We start from the raw sequence: 14,865 nt of genomic DNA, 5'->3' as shown, positions 1-14,865 counted from the left end.
AGCATGGAGCTCCTCTTTTTATTGGTTAGTATCGAACTCGCTGATTAAGCGTATTTCTCTTCGAAGTCTTTCATGAAGCTGACTAATACTTGAACGCCTTCAAGAGACATCGCGTTGTAAAGTGAAGCTCTCATGCCGCCTACCGCTCTGTGACCTTTTAACGATTTCAGCCCCGCAGCATCAGCTAACTCTAAAAACTTAGCATCTAGCTCTGGTTTCACTAATTGGAAAGGTACGTTCATTCTTGAACGGTTGGCTGTATGAACGTCGTTTTTGTAGAAAGCAGAATCATCAATCGCGTTGTATAGTAGCGCTGCTTTTTCTTGGTTAACACGCTCCATAGCTTCCACACCACCTTGAGCTTTCAACCATTTAAAAACTAAGCCAGATAAGTACCATGCGTAGGTTGGTGGCGTGTTGAACATAGAGTCTTTTTCAGCAAGAACTTTGTAGTTCAGAATGCTAGGTAATACTTCGTTGGCAAGATCAAGTAGATCATCACGCACGATAGCAATGCAGATACCTGCAGGACCAATGTTCTTCTGAGCGCCCGCGTAGATAACACCGTACTGAGACACATCGATTTTGCGAGATAAGATGTTAGATGACATGTCAGCAACGATAGGCTTATCTGTTTGCGGAAGCTCACTGATTTCGATGCCATCGATGGTTTCATTTGGACAAAAGTGCACGTATGCCGATTCTGGGTCGATTTCCCAATCTTTAGCCGGAACAACAGCCGCTTTGCCATCAATCGATGTCTTCGCATTGAATACGTCGATTTCGCAGTACTTACTTGCTTCAGTCACCGCACTTTCAGCCCAGTAACCCGCATCAATGTAAGTCGCTTTCGTCGCGTCACCTAGAAGGTTTAGAGGAACAGCAGCGAATTGAGCACGAGCGCCCCCCTGACAGAAAAGAACTTTATAGTTGTCTGGGATGTTCAGAAGATCACGTAGGTCTTGCTCAGACTCATCGGCAACTTGAATAAACTCTTTGCTGCGATGGCTGATTTCCATAACGGAAGTGCCTAAACCATTCCAATCAATGAAGTCCGCTTGTGCTTGTTTCATTACCGGTTTAGGCAGTGCCGCTGGGCCAGCACTAAAGTTGAATACGTTATCTAATGTAAGTTCCATGGGGATGATTGCTCCTGCTAAATAATAACTATGCAAGTAATACCATGTTTTACCCAACATAAAAACAACAAAAGAGGTCTTAAGACCTCTTTTGTTTCGTACCGTACAAAATGTTTAACTTAACCCGTTAGATCGCCCTATCAGTATTAAGCCCGACTCTTCTTATTGAACAAAAGCCGGCATAAGTAGTGCAATTAATGGAATTTCTTGTCCATTTTCAAACACTAGATTTCCATTCTCTAGATCAGCCGTGATTTCATAACCACTTTCTGTTTGCTTGATCATTTCCATCACGATCAATTCGTCGATACCTTCACGGATGAATGGGTATTCTTCGACAAGTTCATTTGAGAAGCTAGATTGAACATTACCGGTTAATGCAGGGACAATCATTGAAGGGTTGCTGCTGATGTTTTCAGTGCCTTCCGGTACACTCACCAACCATTTAGATTCAAACTGACCCTTGCCTAATTCTAACGACATATTGTTCATTGAAAGGTCGAAGCCTTTAGCAAACAGTACATCAATGAACGGAATGATCTCAGCCACATCTTCTTGCGTCAGAACAGGATTCGCCTGGTAAATTTCAAAGATTTTCTCAAACGACTGGCTATCCAGTTTCGACATTTCAAAATCGACGTTTAGATTATTCAACTGGCCTTCGTTGGTCTCGATGTTGGCGATATCCAACTTAAGGCTGCTGCTCAAACGCTTAGTCGCTTCATCTAGATGCGATTCAAAATCGTACTTAGAGTTTTCGATGGTCATGAATGGCTGCATTGCAGAATCTGAAATCAAGAAGCTATCAATAGTAAAGTTCTGCGAGCCTAACCAGTAACCTTTCGCTTGCTGGCCGGAACCAATTCCTTTTAGGTTAGATAGTGTCACCTCTTCACCCGTTTCAAAATCAATTTGAACCGATGGGATAGAAAGCTCGTAATCGACCTGCCCCAATACGGTGGCATGGCCAGAGAGGTTCGATTTCGTGATAGATACCGAGGTACCATTTTCATCAGAACCTTGATGATTGAACTGGCTTAACTCAAAGTTGAAATCCGTGTTGCCGTTTAGCTCAGTGCTGGTAGTCAGAGTAAGAGGCAGAATGTCAGTGTTCTCAAACGTCGACAGCGCGTTTAAGCTCACTAAACCATGGCTAACCGCACTATTAATGACAAACTCACTTGGTAAGCCATCGAGCGCAAGTTGCTCTTTCAAGCTCTCATCCGTCACAGTTACACGAGTGGTTACATTAGAAGAAAGATAACCTCTATCGTATTCCACGATCTCAGCTTGAATGCTTGAATTGTTAAGCTTTGCAACGCCATCAGTAATCGCGTTTTGTCCAATTTGCCCAACCGCGAGTGGCCAACAAAGTGCCAATGAGATTGCTCCGCCAATTGCGCCAATTTTTCTTAACTGTTCCATGAGTTCTCTTTCTACACTAGTCTGTTTTTTTTAGTCTAACCCATCAGTAGCAAACAAGAAACATTGAGTTAAATCAGTCTATTGCTCGATACTTAAATTCCCTCAACAAATTAACGGCCAGCTCTCATCCTTATTAAGCGCTTATTGGTAGGCTAGAAGCGTCGCTACTACTAAGGTTGAACCGTGAATCAATACGCTGTTATTTGTTTGGACAATAATCCGGTTAGCATTGAAAGAATACGCTCGGAGCTGGCTCCGTTGTCTTATGTATTCGACATTTATACTGCTGAGAACTTAGAAGACGCGCATCACGCATTAGAAGATATCCACGACAATCACCAAACCGTCGCCTTGGTGATCTCTCACCATCATTCTGAATTCAATGGTGTGCAATTTCTGATTGAACTTGAACAGCTGCCCCATAGTAATACCGCAAGAACGATATTGGTGAGCGCCTCGTCAGACATACAATCCATTCTAACCGCAGTGAACGAAGGTAGGCTCAACCACTGCCTAACTAAACCGGTTCAAGATCAGGTTCTCTTTAAATCAGCGCAGAAAGAGCTGACTTCTTTTGTCATCCAGTACGACCCAGAAAACCTTTTGTCTTACAGTGATGCGTTGGATCAACAACGCTTACTAAGAGCACACATCGAACAAAAGATTCATTCGTTCCAATCTGGGTTCATTCACGATTACCACCAGCTTTCTGATAACGCCCTTGCTGAGCGTGTCGTCAGTGCTTTGCAGGATGTCTTTTCGAAAGACGACAAAACTAAAGCCATTCGTGATTACTCGCCAGAACACCTGTTGACTGTAGAAGGTGAAGACAATCGCTTTCTTTGGTTAATCATTGAAGGTGAAGCCGCTCTCTATAAAAAAGATGAACTGGGGCAACAGCGCGAAGTTGTGCGTCACTCTAAAGGCAACATTGTCGGAGGGATGTCATTCGTGACGGGTGAACCTTCGTTCTCTACTGCGATCACCCTAACCCAGACACGAGTGATCAAGCTCGATAAAGATAGCTTTGCTCAGGTTATGCATTCAAACAATACCCTGCTTCCGCTATTTACTAACCTTCTGCTACGTCACTTCAATCGACGATTGCAACGAAGCATCACCAATAAGATCAAACTGCAACAAACACTGGAATCGTTAGAGTCTGCACACCAACAATTGATTGAGAAAGAGAAGATGGCAATGCTGGGTCAGCTTGTAGCAGGTGTGGCTCATGAGTTGAACAACCCTATTGCAGCGATCTTGCGAAGTATTGAAACCTTGTCTGAACATCTCGACCAGATACTCGAAAACTCGTCACTCCCAGAATCGAATAAAGGGACTGAAGTATTAGCACACTCAAAACTAGCCAAGCCTCTATCCACGGCACAAGAGAGACAACTCGTTAAGCACCTCACATCGACTATCGATGATCGTACGCTAGCTAAAAAAGCCGTAAGACTGAACCTGAGCCAAGACTCTGCGGTTTTAGATACTTTAAAAGACTCCCCTATTGCGGGCAAAGAGCTGCTCAACGACTTAGAGCATTACCACTATGTAGGAAACTCTATTCGCTCGATTCAAGTGTGCAGCAAACGCATTGCCGATATGGTGAAAAGCCTAAAAAGCTACGCACGAGAAGATGAAGAAGTGCGTCACTACGCGGATATCCATGAAGGACTTGAAGACACCTTAGTGATCTTTGAAAACAGATTGAAGCATCACCAGCTCGAAAAACACTACGACACCGAGCTGCCGCCTTTATTGTGCCAGTCGCTCTCGTTACAACAAGTTTGGACGAACCTTATCTCCAATGCACTGGATGCGCTTTCAGAACGAGGAACCGTCTCTATCACGACATCTCAACAGACAGAAGGAGACGATACTTTTCTGGTGGTGCAAATCTCAGACACTGGACACGGGATCGCCAAAGAAGACATCAACACTATTTTCAACCCAAACTTCACCACCAAAAAAGAAGGCAACTTTGGTTTAGGGATTGGGTTATCCATTTCTCAACAAATCGTTTCGGCTCATCAAGGTTTTATTTTGGTGGAGTCTGAGGTAGGCAGCCATACTCACATGCAAGTGTGGCTTCCGTTCAAACAAGAAGGAGCACCTCATGAATAAGTACCTAATTTTATGTGTCGATGATGAACCTGAAGTTCTCAACAGTGTCCTTCAAGACTTAGCACCATTTGAAGAAAACTTTATTGTTGAAGGAGCCGAATCGGTCGATGAAGCTAAGCAAGTGATTAAAGAAATGGGACAAGATGGTATTAAGCTCGCCTTAATCTTGTGTGACCACATCATGCCTGACAAAACGGGTATCGATTTTCTCATCGAACTCAACCAACACGACTCGACGCAGGCGACGCGCAAGCTGCTGCTCACAGGCCAAGCCGGGCTTGAAGACACAGTGACGGCCATCAATAATGCTGCGCTTGATTTCTATATCTCTAAGCCTTGGCGAGGCGACCAACTCAGAGACACGATTACACAACAGCTAACCGACTTCGTGATTGCCAATGACAAGCAGCTATTGAACTGGACCTCAGTCCTAGATACCGAACGTATCCTTACAGCGATGGCGAATAAACGGACAAGTTTTGGCGAGTAACGCTTAATTTATTCTGAATCACCCGAAAACATGAGATCTCAGTTACAGAGTGATACATAATTTGCTCATTTTTTGGCTAATTGACAAATGATTCGCATTTTTATGGATTACTTTTCCGTGAGTTAGATTAAACTGTCTCAATGTTTATGGTTTGCCTGATTTTTCTCAAACCAAAGGAATTAACACTAATTAAAGGTTTACGGTCGTTATGCGCAAAATTCTACTTACTACCGCTATGCTATTGGCTTCTAGCCCGGCACTAGCTGTTGATGAACAACCACAAGTAATGAGTAACTTTAACTACGATTACTTTGAAGCACGTATCGGTGCTAGCCCAGTAACGTTTGGTGGCGCGTTCAGTAAGTCAATTCACCCGAACGCTCACGCTATAGCACGTATCGATTCAGAATTTGAAGGCGATTACGACTCAGCTGTAGGTCTTGGTTTCCATGCTCCATTAAACAACTGGGCAGACCTAACCGGTGAAATGCTAGCTCGTATCGTTCAGCCTGAAAACTCAAGCTCTACTGATATCGGTATGGAAATCAACGTTGGTGTTCGCCAATGGCTTGGTCCACAACTAGAAGTTGGTGGTAAAGGTGGTTACGTTTCTATCGATGATAACGATGATTGGACAGGTTCTGTTTACGCTCGTTTCCACTCTACAGAGCTATTCTCTCTAGGTGCTGAAGCTCGTATCAACGACTTTTACGGTGATCAACTTATGTTCACTGCTCGTTTCAAGTACTAATACTTAGCGAGACAGCCCTAGCAAATAAGCTCTCCATGAGCACTTAGCCTTTTGACACATAGTCTTTTAAGAAATCCGGCTAAGACAGAAACAAAAAAACCGAGGACATTCCTCGGTTTTTATTTATTAACAGTAATCTTAAGCATAGAGGGATGACTTCTTTAGTGGCAGCTCTTCAATAATTGCTGCTTGCGTGGTTCTTGCAATAGTTTCCAGTGGATACCATCAATTGCGCCCGCAAATTTCCAAAGTAGTTTAAGGTCAACATCATTGCCGTACGCTTCGCGAACCTTATTAAATACTTCAGGCGCGCCTAACTGCATAAACATTGAAACATCATCAACACCTGCTTTTTTCACCATGCGCTCTAATGTGAGTTGCATGTTTGGAAGATCTCTCAATCTACGGCTAGCTGATGATTTTTTGAAGCTACGTTGTTGAATTGAATTATCGATTGAAGTACGAATAATGCTATCCAATTCAGGATGTTCACATGTAAACAGATCCGTAATATCGTAGTAATTTACGGTTGCTGTTGTCTGCTTTTTTACATGACGATACTTTTCACAATCAAGATCCGTCAGCTTTTTATCTAATGACTTGCCACCTCTAATGAATAAACAACCTTCACTCAACAAAGCGAACATAGCGTCATGTTGAAAGAGGCCAATACCTCCGAACATAGAACGTTTTTGATGCTCACCAAATTGATTCACGTAATTAATAAATGCTGTCTCGGTCATATCCGTTGATCCTTAATCAAATTACCCCGATTAGGTTGATCACCAGACAAGCAGCTTTTTTATGCGAAAAATGTTAAATCTATTTTTTATTGTTTAGGTGAATATTATGATTTCGTTTTTCACCTTTAAATAAATGATACTTTGAAAAGAAAAATAAGTCTGGACTTAGTTCACATCAATCAATTGAGTATTCTGGTTTTTCATGATTGACATCACAGTAAAACATCAAAATATGAATGATTTTTGATGCTCGGTGATACATCGGTTCAAGTTTTCTAGGGTTATGAGGCCCGATGAGTATTGCCTCGCAGCATCGCGGCTTGTAAAATAGGTTCACATACATTTTTTACTTTTTATATGAATCATTTATCGTTTTTCTGGCTACCACAAAATAAGGCTCTTCTCTTAAAGGGTCTAGAATCAGAGTTTGCCCAACTTGTTGGCCATTCTATCTCAGCGGGAAAAATAACCCTTCCTCCTATCCCTGAAGTCGTCTTAAAAATTCAAAAATTATGCACCCAAGAATCAACGGGCATTGCCGAGGTCGCTGAGTGCTTACTTGAAGACCCAGGCCTAACGGCTATCGTGATTCGTGTTGCTAACTCTGTGGTATTTAACAGACGGAATATCACCTGTGTCGACATTATGACGGCAGTCTCACGCTTGGGGATATTGAGAGTAAGAGACATCGTTACCGCCCAAGCTATCGAACAGCTTAAGCATTCAGTGAATCTAAACCACGAATGCAATCAGGTTTTGGTGCAAAGCGCTTCTATCTCAAAAGAACTTGGCGCGACGATGGTACTGGTTACCAATAGCTTCAAAGAACTGTCCCCTATCGAATATCGCTACCTCGAGCATGAGAAATCTCTACTCGTCGGGCTATTAGCCGATATAGGTTTGTTCTGCCTAGTAAGTGAGTATCACCTCTATCTTGAAAATGGGAACTACTTAGACCACGACATCGCTCTGCAAATATTCCAAGGCCAATGCTCTGCAACCAGTAAGCTGGTTCTTAGACGTTGGGGATTCGACAGTGACTTCATTGATGTGTGTAGCAACACGATCAATCAACAAGAAGAACGCGAAGTGTCTTATCTTGATATTGCACGAATTGCCAACCACCTCCTGATGTTTAGAAACAAGGATGAGAACATCGACGAGCATGAAGTGGAGCTTAATGTCACGGGTGCCGAAGTTCTTTATAAATTAAGCAACTTGAGTAAACATGATTTTAATGCAAAGCTAAGCGACGTTATCAACGCTAGCGGCTTCTAAGTCACCGTAAAATTGCTAAGTAGTTGTAATAGTAAGTAAATGTAAAAGGGAAAGCATGTTTACAGGGATGATCTTTATATTTGCGCCACTCGTCGTGGGGTATCTTTTTTCTATATCAAACACCCAGACGTTAGAGTTCATTAATCGCTCGACGTCTAGGTTGATCTACGTAATCCTATCGCTTATGGGGCTGAGCTTAGCCGCACTCGATAACCTAGGCAGCAATTTACAGACAATCCTTCTTTATACTGTCACTTTCTTTGTCTGTTTGAGCGTATGCAACCTAATGGCGCTGCCAGCAATCGATAAATTACTGCCGCTTAAAACTGACAGCAGCCAGAAAAAGCTCCCCCTATCTTCAATGGCGATGGAATCTGCAAAGTTGATTCTGGTGGTCGGTTCTGGCCTCATTGCGGGCTTGGTTCTCCCGATCGGGCTCGATTGGGTCGATACGGCAAGTGAATGGATTCTATTCGTTCTTCTGTTCTTTATTGGCATTCAACTGCGCAATAGCGGATTGACCCTTAGACAAATCTTACTGAACAAACACGGTATTGTGATCGCTCTTACGATTATTGTGACCTCAATGATCGGTGGCGTGATTGCCGCGTACTTACTTGATATTCCCCTCTTCAAAGCTTTAGCGATGTCATCCGGATTCGGTTGGTATTCTCTAGCGGGCATTCTAATGGGTGACGCTTTTGGCCCAGTCTATGGTGGTGCTTCATTCATGCTCGAACTGCTGAGAGAGTTGGTCGCCCTAGTGCTGATCCCGGTGCTGATTCGCAGTTATCCGTGTACTTCTATTGGTTATGCTGGTGCGACCGCAATGGATTTCACTTTGCCTGTCATTCAAACAACAGGCGGCGTTCGATGTGTCCCTATCGCCATCGTCAGCGGGTTTATATTGAGTCTTCTCGTCCCGATTATGATGTTGTTCTTTGTATCTCTTGCTAACTAGATCGCAGGAATAGCGATTGTTTTAGATTAGAATGCATTTCTTAGTACCAAAGCCCAAGATACCGATACAGTTACCGAAATAAAAAGACACTAAGTGTCATTGCTCAACAAATAATGATCACGGTACGCTGTAACGACAAAATTCTAAAAAGAATAAACTTACAAAAGGAACCACTATGAAACGCCTTTGCGTCGCATTACTGTTAGCTTCAACTTCTACTTTCTCTTTTGCAGCAGATTCAATGTCTGAAACAAACCAATGCCAATCAACAAAGTATGATGCGTACATCGACGCTTCTTTGAATTGGTATGCTGATCTTGCTGCATTAACGTCTGAGCAATACCCAGAGCTCAAAGAAGTAAGTGAGTGGTTCCTAGAAGGTCGTAAACACCACTTTGAGCTCAACCGTGCCGCGGTAAACTACTACTTAGTGAATGATTCAAGCAAAGTTGCGACAGCACAATCGGTTGAAGGTTGGTTACAACTAGAACAGCACGATATTAAGACGCTTTCAACACGTGATGATGAGCTTGGCAAAATTGCGAAGCAGACGTTCGATGACCGTCAATCAACCCCTCACGCTCAAAACTACGAGCTACGTTCAGCGTTTGCTGAGCTACTGAGCCACCCTAAGCAAATCGATGCTGCACTGCAGCGTTACAACCAGTCGATTGCTAAACTTGAAGCGATCAAGTGTAAATAACCCTTGATTTACTATGCTTTTGTGGGAAGTTGGATTTCATAATTAAGACGGGACATTGTTCCCGTTTTCGTTTAAATTGTCCCGCTCGCGTCAATATAAGAAAAATAACTCGCTTGCTATGGTTACGGAACAAAAAACAGCAGATGTTAGCTTCGACAGTCTTCTACGTATCTTTACAGTACCTGAAGGCCCAGATTCAACACTCACTCAAATCGAAGACAAACTTTCACGAAACCTGAATCAATTCTTACGTGAACACATTGTGGCTGAAGAAAAGCCATTGCGTGAGATTGAGAAAGATTTTTCGAATGCTCATATCCCTGAGCAGCCTGAGTTTGTTTCAGAACATACCGAGCATCTCCTCGATTCTCTTGTATCTCACTCTGTACATACGTCGTCGCCAAGTTTTATTGGTCACATGACGTCTGCACTCCCCTATTTCCTGATGCCGCTGTCTAAAATCATGATTGCGTTGAATCAGAATCTAGTAAAAATCGAAACTTCAAAAGCTTTCACTCCTCTTGAACGCCAAGTTTTGGGAATGTTGCACCGTTTGATCTATCAAGACAGCGACCAGTTTTATTCTCGTTGGATGCACAGCGCCAACCACTCTTTAGGTGCGTTTTGTTCTGGCGGTACCATCGCAAACATTACAGCCCTTTGGGTTGCTCGCAATAATGCATTGAAAGCGCAAGGCTCATTCAAAGGTGTAGAAAAAGAAGGCTTGTTTAAAGCCATGAAGCACTACGACTACGAAGGTCTCGCTATATTGGTTTCTGAACGTGGTCACTACTCTTTGAAAAAAGCGGCCGATGTACTCGGAATTGGCCAAGAAGGCCTTGTTTCAGTGAAAACGGATAACAATAACCGTATTTGCACTGACGACCTGAGGCTCAAGATCGAGCAGCTTAAGCAGAACAAGATTAAGCCTTTCGCCGTGATTGGCGTAGCGGGTACGACCGAAACTGGCAATATCGACCCTCTAAGAGAAATTGCAGAGGTGTGTGCCGAGTCTGACTGCCACTTCCACGTGGATGCAGCTTGGGGCGGCGCAACGCTGATGTCGAACAATCACCGTCATTTACTTGATGGTATTGAGTTAGCGGACTCTGTCACAATAGACGCACATAAACAGCTCTATATCCCTATGGGTGCGGGGATGGTTTTGTTTAAGAAGCCAGACGCGATGACAGCGATTGAACATCACGCTCAATACATATTGCGTAAAGGTTCGAAAGACCTAGGTAGCCACACTCTAGAAGGCTCTCGTTCCGGTATGGCGATGCTCGTTTATGCGTCAATGCACATCATCAGCCGCCCTGGCTATGAACTGCTGATCGACCAAAGCATCAACAAAGCGCGTTACTTCGCTGACCTGATTAAAGAACAAAGTGATTTTGAGTTAGTGTCTGAGCCGGAGCTATGTCTACTGACGTATCGCTACCTCCCTGAATCAGTCAAAGCCGCCTTGCTAAAAGCTGGCGCTCAACAACGTGTTGAGTTGAATGAGTTACTCAATGAGCTCACTAAATTTATTCAGAAGAAACAGCGTGAAACTGGCAAATCTTTTGTCTCCAGAACCCGCTTGAATCCAGAAGCTTGGTCACATCAACCGATTATTGTTTTCCGCGTTGTATTGGCAAACCCGCTTACAGGCAATGAGATACTCACCTCTGTGCTTGAAGAACAGCGTGAAATCTCTAAACTTGCGCCAAACCTGATGGGCAAAATCACCAAACTAGTTACGCAAATCAACGCATAGTCATTCAATTTTAGTTGCATCAATTTGAAAATTTCTTTCTTTTTGATGTAACTAAGCTGTCAGTTCATACTCAATTTGCATTCTTTTTGCTCAAACCCTCTTCCAATTCTGTAGTTTTCTAAAATTTTGTTGAGGTTTGTCATATTCTTAAGCATTCATGCCGTGTTTTTGTATTAGTTAATAGTATGTTGGGTTTATACTGACTCTATGGTGCTAGTTAGCTTGATATCTATTTGACGCTGCAGTAATTACAAACCTCCCATTGTTTTAGGTTCTGTTTTACTGATATTTGCTTCAGCCATACCCCCTGGTAAACGATATTAACTAGCAAGTTGTTCTCTATACCCTCGTGAACACTATGAATACATTAGAAAAAATACAAAAAAACCTGGAAAACTTCAGCAAGTCTGAGCGTAAAGTAGCCGAAGTAATTATGGCTTCCCCTCAAACTGCAATTCATTCTAGCATTGCTACCTTAGCTAAAATGGCTGACGTAAGTGAGCCTACAGTTAACCGTTTCTGTCGTCGTTTAGACACTAAAGGCTTTCCTGACTTTAAACTTCACCTAGCTCAAAGCTTGGCGAACGGTACACCTTACGTGAACCGTAATGTTGAAGAAGACGATGGCCCAGATGCTTACACACATAAGATTTTCGAATCGACTATGGCTTGTCTGGATGTTGCTAAAAACAGCCTAGACGCGATGCAAGTAAACCGAGCGGTTGACTTGCTGACTCAAGCAAAACGCATTTCGTTTTTTGGCTTGGGTGCATCTTCTGCTGTAGCGAAAGACGCTCAAAACAAGTTTATTCGTTTTAATATCCCTATCACGTGTTTTGAAGACATTGTGATGCAACGAATGAGCTGCATTAACTGCAGTGATAACGATGTTATTGTTCTTATCTCTCACACTGGCCGTACTAAAAGCCAAGTTGAGATTGCGAACCTGGCTCGTGAAAACGGTGCCACCGTTATTGCTATCACAGCAAAAGATTCTCCTCTAGATAAAGCGAGCTCGTTGTCTATTTCTCTGGATGTTCCAGAAGACACTGACGTTTACATGCCAATGGCAAGCCGAGTTGTTCAGATGACGGTTATCGACGTGTTAGCTACAGGCTTCACGCTTCGTCGTGGTTCTGGTTTCAGAGAGAACCTAAAGCGTGTGAAAGAGTCACTTCGTGATTCACGTTACGAGAAGTACTCTCAGTTCTAATCTGCTAAGACAGAACTGAAAACACATGACCCTAGAACACATCGAATTAAAAAACGGAGCCTAGTGCTCCGTTTTTATTTGTCCTGAGTTAGCTTAGCTTTCCCGTGATGTATGTTTTCTGCTTGCTGCTATTAGATCGTCCAGCTATTGCCTTTCTCTACGACATTATTCTCAGACGCATAAGAGTTAATAATAGTAAAACTCGACTCCATAGCCTGCTCTGGGGTAAGTCGGTCTGGCTGATGCATCAAGGCTGTATCGTGGTATTCCCCTCCACAACCACATTCCGCACAAACCTGCTGAAGGATATGCACGAGCCTCTCTTGATTCAGCGGTAAAGGGTTTCCTTTTATCGCAACAGACTTAAGCGCATCGGCAGACACCTCATCAAACTGAGCTTCGCAAACACCAAATTCCAATAGACTTGGAAGCTTTAGTGTGTCCAACACTTCAGATAACCAAGAAATAGCGCCTTCCTCTTTCGCCTCAGTACTTCCAGTAACAATCTGAGCAATTCGTTGATAGCGCGCTAAGATGTCATTTCTTTGTTGCTCTCTCGCGACTGCGATATTCTCCATCATCACAAATGGCGCTAAGCGTGCAGTTATAACACTGTGTGGTGCGGATATCTTGCCCCCTAACGCAGAAGCTAATCCATGGGCAGCTCCAAGCTTGGCATTGGTTATTGCCATGCCACCGAGCATAGAAGCGAAGGCAAGATCTGAACGAGCTTGAGGCTCATCATAAACACACGCTTTAACCACAGAGTCTCTTAACTTGCGTAGTCCTTCCTCACAGATCATATCGGTTAGCGAATTAGGCTCGCCACACACATAAGCTTCCATTAGATGCGTAAAGGCATCCATGGCTCCACGTCCTGATAGATACAAGTTGGTGCCGTACGTTAAGGTCGGGTCGACAATAGCTACATCGGCTAGCATGTCGGGGCTTCTAAGGCTGATTTTGACTTGATCTTGTCCCGACTTAAGCACCGCATTTTTAGTGACTTCAGCGCCCGTACTCGCCGTTGTAGGAATCGCGATAAACGGCAGTGGTTTGGCCTTGAGTGGTACATTCCGACCGACGACTTCCACATAGTCGTATAAATTACCTTGGTTTGGTAAAACAGCAGCCAACGCTTTCCCCATATCAATCGCACTACCTCCTCCCATGGCAACCACCATATCAGGCTTAAATCGGCGTGCCGAAGTTGCGGCCTCTTCGACCATTTTGATATTGGGTTCACCGGAAACGGCAATGCGTTGATAACGCATGCTTTGCGCATCTAGATAATCGGTGACCAATGAGGTGCGTTCTAATGTGTTGCCAGTAACCAATAACACGCTGTAGCCATATTGGTTAAAGAGGGACAATGAAGCCTGAAGTGCTCCATCACCAAAGATGATCTTTGTAGGTGTCATAAATTGAAACATGGTGCCTCCTGCGCCTATGACCAAACAAAACTGCGAACTCTTGGGATTGAGGATGTAATCTTGATATCTGAAATACAACGACGATGAAACATAGCGACGGTAACGAAAGTATCTAGCATAAGCCTCAGCCATACCCTTTCTTATCGATGCGTTTCTTATAGATGCATTAGTTATACGATGCCTCGTTCTTCTGGTGTTTTTTTTGACACAGTGCAACTTGTGGCATCAAACACCGATTAAAGTCGTATTTTTAGGGGTAATTCACACTCTCAATTTGTGGGTACTCAACGCTGGTGACGGGCAGTTTGCGAGCCCCAGTCTTTTTATGATGAATATTTGCGCTGATAGGTAAAAGCTATCGTATTAAGAGTCAATTCCATCTTTATTTCCCCATAGCATTGAGGCATAGTTGGTTTTAAGAAATTTTGAGTGGCATTCACTAAAGAATAGTTAACATAATAGAGTTAACGAGCCTCATCCCGTATTTAGGAGAAATTAAATGTTTGTAGTTATTTTTGGTCGTCCTGCTTGCCCATTCTGTGTTCGTGCAAAAGAGCATGCTGAAACTCTTAAAGCTAAACGCGATGACTTCAACTACCGTTACGTTGACATCCACGCTGAAGGCATCAGCAAAGCTGACCTAGAGAAGACTGTTGGTAAGCCAGTAGATACAGTGCCACAAATCTTCATCGATCAAGACCACATCGGTGGCTGCACAGAATTCGAAGCATACGCAAAAGAAAACCTAGGTCTTTTCGACTAAGCTAAGATTTCTCTCAAGCGATCGAAGCCTTTATCTTGAAAGCTTTACGCATTTGAGTGTGAAAATTTACAATATTT

13 protein-coding genes are annotated in these 14,865 nt (G+C 43.3%); 9 read left to right on the top strand and 4 right to left on the bottom strand.

Annotated elements, in window-relative coordinates; all coding sequences use genetic code 11:
• Nucleotides 1-44 precede the first annotated feature (44 nt).
• Together serC and IHV80_RS06190 are read right to left on the bottom strand one after the other, a co-directional pair.
• Entirely contained in the window at nucleotides 45-1,139 is a 1,095-nt protein-coding gene (serC, locus tag IHV80_RS06195) for a 3-phosphoserine/phosphohydroxythreonine transaminase (protein WP_192890438.1), read from the bottom strand.
• A gap of 162 nt (nucleotides 1,140-1,301) precedes the next feature.
• Nucleotides 1,302-2,564: a DUF945 family protein gene (locus IHV80_RS06190; RefSeq protein WP_192890437.1), complete on the bottom strand. Its 1,263-nt coding sequence runs from the start codon at nucleotides 2,562-2,564 to the stop codon at nucleotides 1,302-1,304.
• 183 nt (nucleotides 2,565-2,747) lie between these two features.
• On the opposite strand from IHV80_RS06190, the gene IHV80_RS06185 reads away from it, so the two are divergent.
• The 3 genes from IHV80_RS06185 to IHV80_RS06175 all read left to right on the top strand — a co-directional run bounded on the left by IHV80_RS06185 (nucleotide 2,748) and on the right by IHV80_RS06175 (nucleotide 5,932).
• Complete coding sequence (locus tag IHV80_RS06185; protein WP_192890436.1) at nucleotides 2,748-4,691, top strand: ATP-binding protein; 1,944 nt, start codon at nucleotides 2,748-2,750, stop codon at nucleotides 4,689-4,691.
• Nucleotides 4,684-5,181 (top strand): response regulator, encoded by a 498-nt coding sequence (locus tag IHV80_RS06180; RefSeq protein ID WP_192890435.1) that lies wholly within the window; start codon nucleotides 4,684-4,686, stop codon nucleotides 5,179-5,181. The genes IHV80_RS06185 and IHV80_RS06180 overlap by 8 nt, the downstream gene beginning before the upstream one ends.
• A 208-nt stretch (nucleotides 5,182-5,389) precedes the next feature.
• Nucleotides 5,390-5,932 (top strand): hypothetical protein, encoded by a 543-nt coding sequence (locus IHV80_RS06175; protein ID WP_017108221.1) that lies wholly within the window; start codon nucleotides 5,390-5,392, stop codon nucleotides 5,930-5,932.
• A gap of 161 nt (nucleotides 5,933-6,093) precedes the next feature.
• Here IHV80_RS06175 and IHV80_RS06170 read toward each other — a convergent pair whose 3' ends face one another.
• Nucleotides 6,094-6,675, bottom strand: coding sequence for a TfoX/Sxy family DNA transformation protein (locus IHV80_RS06170; protein ID WP_192890434.1), 582 nt, complete (start codon nucleotides 6,673-6,675; stop codon nucleotides 6,094-6,096).
• A gap of 357 nt (nucleotides 6,676-7,032) precedes the next feature.
• Here IHV80_RS06170 and IHV80_RS06165 point away from each other — a divergent pair, with 357 nt between their 5' ends.
• The 5 genes from IHV80_RS06165 to IHV80_RS06145 all read left to right on the top strand — a co-directional run bounded on the left by IHV80_RS06165 (nucleotide 7,033) and on the right by IHV80_RS06145 (nucleotide 12,592).
• On the top strand, nucleotides 7,033-7,953 hold the full coding sequence (locus IHV80_RS06165; protein WP_192890433.1) for an HDOD domain-containing protein: 921 nt from the start codon (nucleotides 7,033-7,035) through the stop codon (nucleotides 7,951-7,953).
• A gap of 55 nt (nucleotides 7,954-8,008) precedes the next feature.
• Nucleotides 8,009-8,914: a lysine exporter LysO family protein gene (locus tag IHV80_RS06160; protein ID WP_192890432.1), complete on the top strand. Its 906-nt coding sequence runs from the start codon at nucleotides 8,009-8,011 to the stop codon at nucleotides 8,912-8,914.
• A gap of 175 nt (nucleotides 8,915-9,089) precedes the next feature.
• Nucleotides 9,090-9,617, top strand: a complete 528-nt coding sequence (locus tag IHV80_RS06155) for a hypothetical protein (RefSeq protein ID WP_192890431.1) — start codon at nucleotides 9,090-9,092, stop codon at nucleotides 9,615-9,617.
• Between the two features lie 118 nt (nucleotides 9,618-9,735).
• Entirely contained in the window at nucleotides 9,736-11,379 is a 1,644-nt protein-coding gene (gene panP, locus IHV80_RS06150) for a pyridoxal-dependent aspartate 1-decarboxylase PanP (RefSeq protein WP_192890430.1), read from the top strand.
• A gap of 358 nt (nucleotides 11,380-11,737) precedes the next feature.
• Nucleotides 11,738-12,592, top strand: a complete 855-nt coding sequence (locus IHV80_RS06145; protein ID WP_004734686.1) for a MurR/RpiR family transcriptional regulator — start codon at nucleotides 11,738-11,740, stop codon at nucleotides 12,590-12,592.
• A 131-nt stretch (nucleotides 12,593-12,723) separates the two neighbouring features.
• On the opposite strand, the gene IHV80_RS06140 is transcribed toward IHV80_RS06145, so the two are convergent.
• Entirely contained in the window at nucleotides 12,724-14,025 is a 1,302-nt protein-coding gene (locus IHV80_RS06140; RefSeq protein WP_192890429.1) for an iron-containing alcohol dehydrogenase, read from the bottom strand.
• A gap of 499 nt (nucleotides 14,026-14,524) precedes the next feature.
• On the opposite strand from IHV80_RS06140, the gene IHV80_RS06135 reads away from it, so the two are divergent.
• Complete coding sequence (locus tag IHV80_RS06135) at nucleotides 14,525-14,788, top strand: GrxA family glutaredoxin (RefSeq protein ID WP_009847069.1); 264 nt, start codon at nucleotides 14,525-14,527, stop codon at nucleotides 14,786-14,788.
• Nucleotides 14,789-14,865 lie beyond the last annotated feature (77 nt).

The organism is Vibrio bathopelagicus (assembly GCF_014879975.1).
GTDB classification, from domain to species: domain Bacteria; phylum Pseudomonadota; class Gammaproteobacteria; order Enterobacterales; family Vibrionaceae; genus Vibrio; species Vibrio bathopelagicus.
The sequence above is the reverse complement of the archived record's forward strand: the minus strand, read 5'-3'. Positions and strand labels throughout refer to the sequence as shown.